This is a genomic window from Kitasatospora sp. NPDC001539 (assembly GCF_040298565.1).
GTDB lineage: Bacteria > Actinomycetota > Actinomycetes > Streptomycetales > Streptomycetaceae > Kitasatospora.
Window position 1 is genome coordinate 1 of sequence record NZ_JBEPAK010000346.1, and the last position, 5,784, is coordinate 5,784.

A 5,784-nucleotide genomic window follows, 5' to 3' on the forward strand; every position below is an offset into this window, starting at 1 on the left:
GGCCCGCTGCTGTCGCGGCTGACCCCCGAGGTGCGGGTGCTCTCGGGCGCCCCCGGTGGAACGGCGTTCTACCGGGCGGGCCCCGCCTTGTCATGCCGCCCGGGCGGGAAGCGCCCGGCACCGGCCCGCCACCGGCGCCGCGCGATGCTCCGGGCGGCCCTGAGCGGTCGTACGCCGTTCCGCCCTGCCGCCGCTCAGCCGAGCGGCCGGGCCCGGACCCAGGTGCGGTCCTCCGTCAGGTACGTCTCGACCCGCAGACCGGCGTCCGCCAGCGCCTGTTCGAAGGCCGCTCTGGTGAGCGGGCGGGAGAGGAAGGTCTGGGTCCAGGTGCCGTCCGGGAACTCGTACTGCGCGTGGACGGAGTTCACGCCGTCACCGACCGATGTCGCGGAGAGGATCCGGACGGCCCCGTCCGTCCCGATCGGGCTCTCCCGCGGCACGTTCCGGTGCCAGTCCTCGCCCTCGCGCTGCACCAGCACGCAGCCGTCCTCGGCGACGTGGCGGCGGCAGGTCTCCAGCAGGCCTTGGCGCACCGCCGCGTCGCCGGCGTGCACCAGGAAGGAGGCGAGCAGGACGACGTCGAAGCGCTCGCCCAGGTCCAGCCGCTCGATCGGGCTGCGTACGGTGCGGACGCCGGGCCGCACCCGGGCCAGCATCTCGGCGGACTCGTCCACGGCCGTCACGGCGAAGCCCCGGTCGACCAGCGGGTGGGTCATCCGGCCGACGCCGCAACCCAGTTCGAGCAGGCTCGCGCCGGGCGGCACGGCGGCGGCGATCACGTCCGGTGCGTCGCCCGCCGGCAGGCGGGACCACACCTCGACGGCGCAGCCGTCGGGGGTGATCGCGCCCGCGCCCGTGCCGTCGTAGCCCTGCCGCCGTGCGTCGCTCGCGCGTGTGTCGTCGCCCATGGAGGCCATCGGAACACGGGAGGGGCGGGGTGGGAAGGGAAGGGGGAGGGTGGTTCGGCGGCTTTCGGCCGGTCCGTCAGTTCGCGGCCCCGTCCTGCGGCGCCGCGTCCGCCAGCTCGGCGAGGGTGGCGCGCAGCCAGGAGAGTTCGGCCTCGGTCGTGGCCCGGGCGGTCAGCAGCAGGCCGCGCCGGAACGGATCGGTGAACTCCTCGGCGCTGCGCGGACGGTCGCCCTCGTAGTAGAAGCTGGCCGGCTCGGACAGGAAGGCCAGCCGGCGGCGGAGCACGGCGGCCTGGGCGGCCGGGTCGTCGAGGTGGCGCAGGAAGGAGAGCACGGTGGTCCAGCGGTTGCCGTCGCTGATGTCCAGCGGCTCCGGATCGCGCAGGGCGCCGAGCAGCGCGGCGCGGCCGGCCTCGGTCAGGTGCAGGGTGTGCCGGGGCGCGGCGGCGCTGCCGGGCTCGGTCTCGCGGACGAGCAGGCCGTCGGCCTCCAGGCGCTTGATCGCCGGATAGAGGGAGCCGTCGCTGATCGGGCGGATGTGGCCGGCGAGCCCCGCGAGGTGGCGGCGCAGCTCGTAGCCGTGCAGCGGCCGGTCGTACAGGAACCCGAGGATCGCGAGCTTCAGCATGGGGCCACTCTCTCAGACGGTCACTCGACGAGCGGGTGCAGCGAGGTACATCGCTTCCGCCATACCTCGAAATCGAGGTATTCTTCCGGTGATTCGCCCGGACCACTCGAACCAGGAGCGTGCGCGCGTGCGCGAAGCCACCGTCACCCCCAGCGGCGACCGGATCCGCTGGGTCGAACTGCCCGGCGCCGAACCCGCCCGGCTCTACCTGCACGGGCTGGGCGCCAGCTCACCGGTCTACTTCGCCGCGGCCGCCGCCCACCCGCTGCTCGCCGGCCGCCGCTCGCTCCTGCTCGACCTGCTCGGCTTCGGCATCAGCGACCGGCCCACCGACTTCGGCTACACCCTGGAGGCCCACGCCGACGCCGTCGCCGCGGCGGTCCGGGCAGCCGGGCCGGACCGGATCGAGGTGGTCGGCCACAGCATGGGCGGCGCGGTCGCGATCGTCCTGGCACACCGGCACCCCGCACTGGTGTCGCGACTGCTCCTGGTGGACGCCAACCTGGACGCGATCGCACCGGGCCGCCGAAGGGTCGGCAGCAGCGGGATCGCGAGCTACACCGAGGCGGAGTTCCTCGGTGGCGGGCTGGCGGAGGTCGCCGAGCGGGTCGGCCCGTTCTGGTGGTCCACGATGCGGCTGGCCGGCCCGGTGGCCCTGTACCGCAGCGCCCTGCACCTCGCCCGCGGGAGCGAGCCGGTGATGCGCGAACTGCTGCTCCGGCTCGGCCTTCCGCGCACCTTCCTCCACCCGGCGGCGGACGGGCCACCGCAGGGCGTCGACGCGCTGCGCGCCGCGGGCGTGCGGGTGGTGGCCGTACCCGACTGCGGACACAACGTCATGCTGGACAATCCCGAGGGCTTCGCCTCGGCCGCCGCGGAAGCCCTGAACCCCGACTGACCACGCCCGGACCGGACGCGGCGGTCATCGGCCCCCGAACCGCTCGCCGGACACCCCGGCCTCGAGCTCCTTCGTGGACGGTGGTGGAGCCGGACCGCGAGACGGCGGGGCGGCCCGGTCGCCGGCCCGGGTGCGGCAGAAGCCGGCCCCCGGCCCCGGGCCGCTCCCCGCCCCCGGCTGCGGGCTCAGCGCTCCCGCAGCACCGTGAACCGCACCGGCGTCCCCGGTCTAGCCTGGGCGGCCGCCGCCAGGTCGGCCTCCGGCACGACGCCGATCACCGGGTAGCCGCCGGTGGTCGGATGGTCGGCCAGGAACACCACCGGCTGCCCGTCCGGCGGGATCTGCACGGCGCCCAGCACCATCCCCTCGCTCGGCAGTTCGCCCTCCCGAGCGCGCTCGACGGCCGGCCCCTCGGTGCGCAGCCCGATCCGGTTGCTGGCCGGGGAGACCCGGTAGCCGTCCCGGGCCAGCCGCCCCGCCGCCTCGGGCGCGAACCAGTCCGCGCGCGGCCCGAGGCGCAGCCGCAGCACCAGTTCGGCCGGGGGAGCGGGCAGCGGCACCAGCTCGGCCCGGTTCCGGTACGGCGGTGGCGCGCCGACCGGGAGCCGGTCGCCCGCGGCCAGCGGTGCGGGCCCGAGGCCGGAGAGCAGGTCGGCCGAGCGGCTGCCCAGCACCGGCGGGACGGCGATCCCGCCCGCCACCGCCAGGTACGTGCGCACCCCGGCGGTCGCCGCGCCCACCTCGACCACCGCCCCGGCCGGCACCGCGACCGGCGCGCCCCAGGCGGCGGCCCGCCGGTCCACCCTGACCGGTGCGGGCGCGCCCGTGACGGCGACCACCACCGGCCCGAGGGCGCGCAGCGCGACCCCGCCCAGGGTGGTCTCCAGCCCGGCGGCCTCCGGTCCGTTTCCGACCAGCCGGTTCGCCGCCCGCAGCGCGGGCTCGTCCAGTGCGCCGGCCCGGGGCACCCCGAGGTGCGCGACGCTGCGTCGCCCGAGGTCCTGGACGGTGGTCAGCGGTCCCGGCCGCACCACCTGCAGCTCGCTCAACTCCGCCCGCCCCTAAGCACGTTCCGTCGTGAACCGGACCCGGACCCCGGGCGCCAGCAGCGCGGCGGGCTCGCGGCCCGGGTCCCAGAGCGCCAGCGCGGTGCGTCCGATCAGCTGCCAGCCGCCGGGCGAGGCGCTCGGGTAGACGCCGGTGTACGGGCCCGCGAGGGCCACCGAGCCGGCCGGGACGGAACTGCGCGGGGTGTCCCGGCGCGGCACCGCGTACCTGGCGGGCAGTCCGGTGAGGTAGCCGAAGCCGGGGGCGAAGCCGCAGAAGGCGACCACGTACTCCGGTTCGGTGTGGATCCGTACCGCCGCTTCCTCGGAGACTCCCCAGCGGGCGGCGACCTCGGCCAGGTCGGCGCCGTCGTACACGGTCGGCACCTCCACCAGCGGCCCGTTCGCCGCCGTGGCCGCCCGCGGCCGGGCGGTGCGCAGCAGCGCCGCCACCGCCGGGACGTCCGCGACGCCTTCGAGCAGCACGGTGCGTGCGGCGGGCACCACCTCCGCGACCTCACCGAGCTCGCCGGCCGCCTGCCGCTCGCGCAGCCACCCGTACAGTGCGGCGACCTCGGCCGTCCCCGGGAGTTCGACGAGCAGGGCCCGGTCGCCGACCCGCCGGATCACCGGGAGCGTCATGTGAAGGCCTCGACCCGTACTCCGGCGGAGGCGAGGGCGCCGCGGATCCGCCAGGCGAGTTGGGCGGCGCCGGGGGTGTCGCCGTGGACGCACAGCGAGCGGGCCTCGACGCCGATCCGCTCGCCGCCGACGGCCTCGACGGTGCCGTCCCGGGCGATGCCGACGGCGCGGGTGATCACCGACTCGGGGTCGTCCACGACGGCGTCGGGCTCGCGGCGCGGGACGAGGGTGCCGGCCCAGGTGTAGGCGCGGTCGGCGAAGGCCTCGGTCACCGCCGGCAGGCCGACGCCCTCGGCGACGTCCAGCAGCCGGGAGCCGGGCAGTCCGAGGACGGGCAGCGGCCCGTCGCAGACGGCGCCGGCCCGCAGCACCCCGGCCACCACGGCCTCGGCCTGTTCGGAGTCGGCGACCACCCGGTTGTAGAGGGCGCCGTGCGGCTTGACGTAGGAGACCCGGGAGCCGGCGGCGCGGGCGAAGACCTGGAGGGCGCCGATCTGGTAGGCGATCTCGTCGGCGAGCTCGTCCGGCGGGACGTCCATGGCACGGCGGCCGAAGCCGGCCAGGTCGCGGTAGGAGACCTGGGCGCCGATCCGGACGCCGCGCTCGGCGGCGAGCGCGCAGACCCGGCGCATCGTGGACGGGTCGCCGGCGTGGAAGCCGCACGCGACGTTGGCGCTGGTCACCACGGACAGCAGGGCCTCGTCGTCGGTCAGGCTCCAGCGCCCGAACCCCTCTCCGAGGTCCGCATTCAGATCGATCACCGCATCGGCCACGCCCGTCCGCCTCCCAGCAGCTGTTGAGCCAGATGGTAGGGCCTGCGGAGGACGCCCGTTGTCCGTGACCCGGGCCCCCGGAGGGCCCACCGGCGCGCGACCGCCGCCCACGCGCCCCGGAACGACACCGAGGTCACTCGACTCAGTCGGCGGCCAGGCGCTGCTGGAAGGAACGTTCCAGCGGACGCAGCGCCCGCAGCACGATCAGCAGCGGGATGACGCCGAAGACTCCGAACGACATGTCGACGAACCGCCACACCACCGGGATCCCCCGCAGCGGTCCGCAGACCAGCGCCAGCGGGATCACGGCGCCGCAGGCGAGCGCCGCCCAGCGGATCACCCAGATGTTGCGGACCGGATCCTTGAGCGGACCCCAGAAGGCGGCGGCGATCACCAGGTGGGCGAAGGCCAGCCAGTCGGTGCCGTACGCCAGGAACGGGTAGCGCTCGTCGGTCTCGGCGACGCCCCGGTGGACCCTTTCGAACCAGGCGAGCGCGGCCGGGAAGTGGTCGGCCAGCGGGGCGGCCGGGCCGGAGGCGACGTCGACCAGCCAGCCGGTCTCGGTCTCCAGCGGGAAGGCGGTGAGGCCGCTCAGCACCAGGCAGACCAGGAAGAACCGGAGCCACCGCCGGACCCGCCGCAGGATGATCGCGGGGTCGTCGTCCATCTCGCACACCTCCGAGGCGGGCACGCCGCACGGAAGCCGGGCGAGGCGTGCCGAAGGGGCAGGCGGGCCTTGTCCCGTCTGCGCGGAACCGACTCTAGACCCCTTATTTGAACGTGTTCAACTCGCTTCTCGACCGGCCTCGGCCCGCCGCCGCCCGGCCCGGCCCACCGCCGCCGGCCCCGTGGTGGTCCGCTGGTGCTGGTGGATCATCGCCCCCACGCT

7 protein-coding genes are annotated in these 5,784 nt (G+C 76.0%); 1 reads left to right on the plus strand and 6 read right to left on the minus strand.

Features of this window, described 5'->3' with window-relative positions:
* Positions 1-194: 194 nt before the first annotated feature.
* Both ABT247_RS31170 and ABT247_RS31175 read right to left on the minus strand, forming a co-directional pair.
* A complete protein-coding gene (locus ABT247_RS31170; RefSeq protein ID WP_350749353.1) occupies positions 195-908 on the minus strand; it encodes a class I SAM-dependent methyltransferase in 714 nt (237 codons plus the stop codon).
* A gap of 76 nt (positions 909-984) precedes the next feature.
* Complete coding sequence (locus ABT247_RS31175) at positions 985-1,536, minus strand: PadR family transcriptional regulator (protein WP_350749356.1); 552 nt, start codon at positions 1,534-1,536, stop codon at positions 985-987.
* Positions 1,537-1,663: 127 nt separating this feature from the next.
* Between ABT247_RS31175 and ABT247_RS31180 the strand changes: the two genes are divergently transcribed.
* Positions 1,664-2,434 carry an alpha/beta fold hydrolase gene (locus ABT247_RS31180; RefSeq protein WP_350749359.1) on the plus strand — a complete coding sequence of 257 codons (771 nt, stop codon included), beginning with the start codon at positions 1,664-1,666 and terminating at the stop codon, positions 2,432-2,434.
* Positions 2,435-2,619: 185 nt separating this feature from the next.
* Here the strand turns inward: ABT247_RS31180 and ABT247_RS31185 are convergent, their stop codons facing one another.
* The 4 genes from ABT247_RS31185 to ABT247_RS31200 all read right to left on the minus strand — a co-directional run bounded on the left by ABT247_RS31185 (position 2,620) and on the right by ABT247_RS31200 (position 5,562).
* On the minus strand, positions 2,620-3,483 hold the full coding sequence (locus ABT247_RS31185) for a 5-oxoprolinase subunit C family protein (RefSeq protein WP_350749362.1): 864 nt from the start codon (positions 3,481-3,483) through the stop codon (positions 2,620-2,622).
* Positions 3,484-3,495: 12 nt separating this feature from the next.
* On the minus strand, positions 3,496-4,122 hold the full coding sequence (pxpB, locus tag ABT247_RS31190; protein WP_350749364.1) for a 5-oxoprolinase subunit PxpB: 627 nt from the start codon (positions 4,120-4,122) through the stop codon (positions 3,496-3,498).
* Positions 4,119-4,895 carry a LamB/YcsF family protein gene (locus tag ABT247_RS31195; RefSeq protein WP_350749367.1) on the minus strand — a complete coding sequence of 259 codons (777 nt, stop codon included), beginning with the start codon at positions 4,893-4,895 and terminating at the stop codon, positions 4,119-4,121. Before ABT247_RS31195 ends, pxpB begins: the two co-directional genes overlap by 4 nt.
* A gap of 142 nt (positions 4,896-5,037) precedes the next feature.
* The gene (locus tag ABT247_RS31200; protein WP_350749370.1) at positions 5,038-5,562 is read right to left on the minus strand and encodes a hypothetical protein; all 525 of its coding nucleotides are present in this window, start codon (positions 5,560-5,562) and stop codon (positions 5,038-5,040) included.
* Between the last annotated feature and the right edge of the window lie 222 nt (positions 5,563-5,784).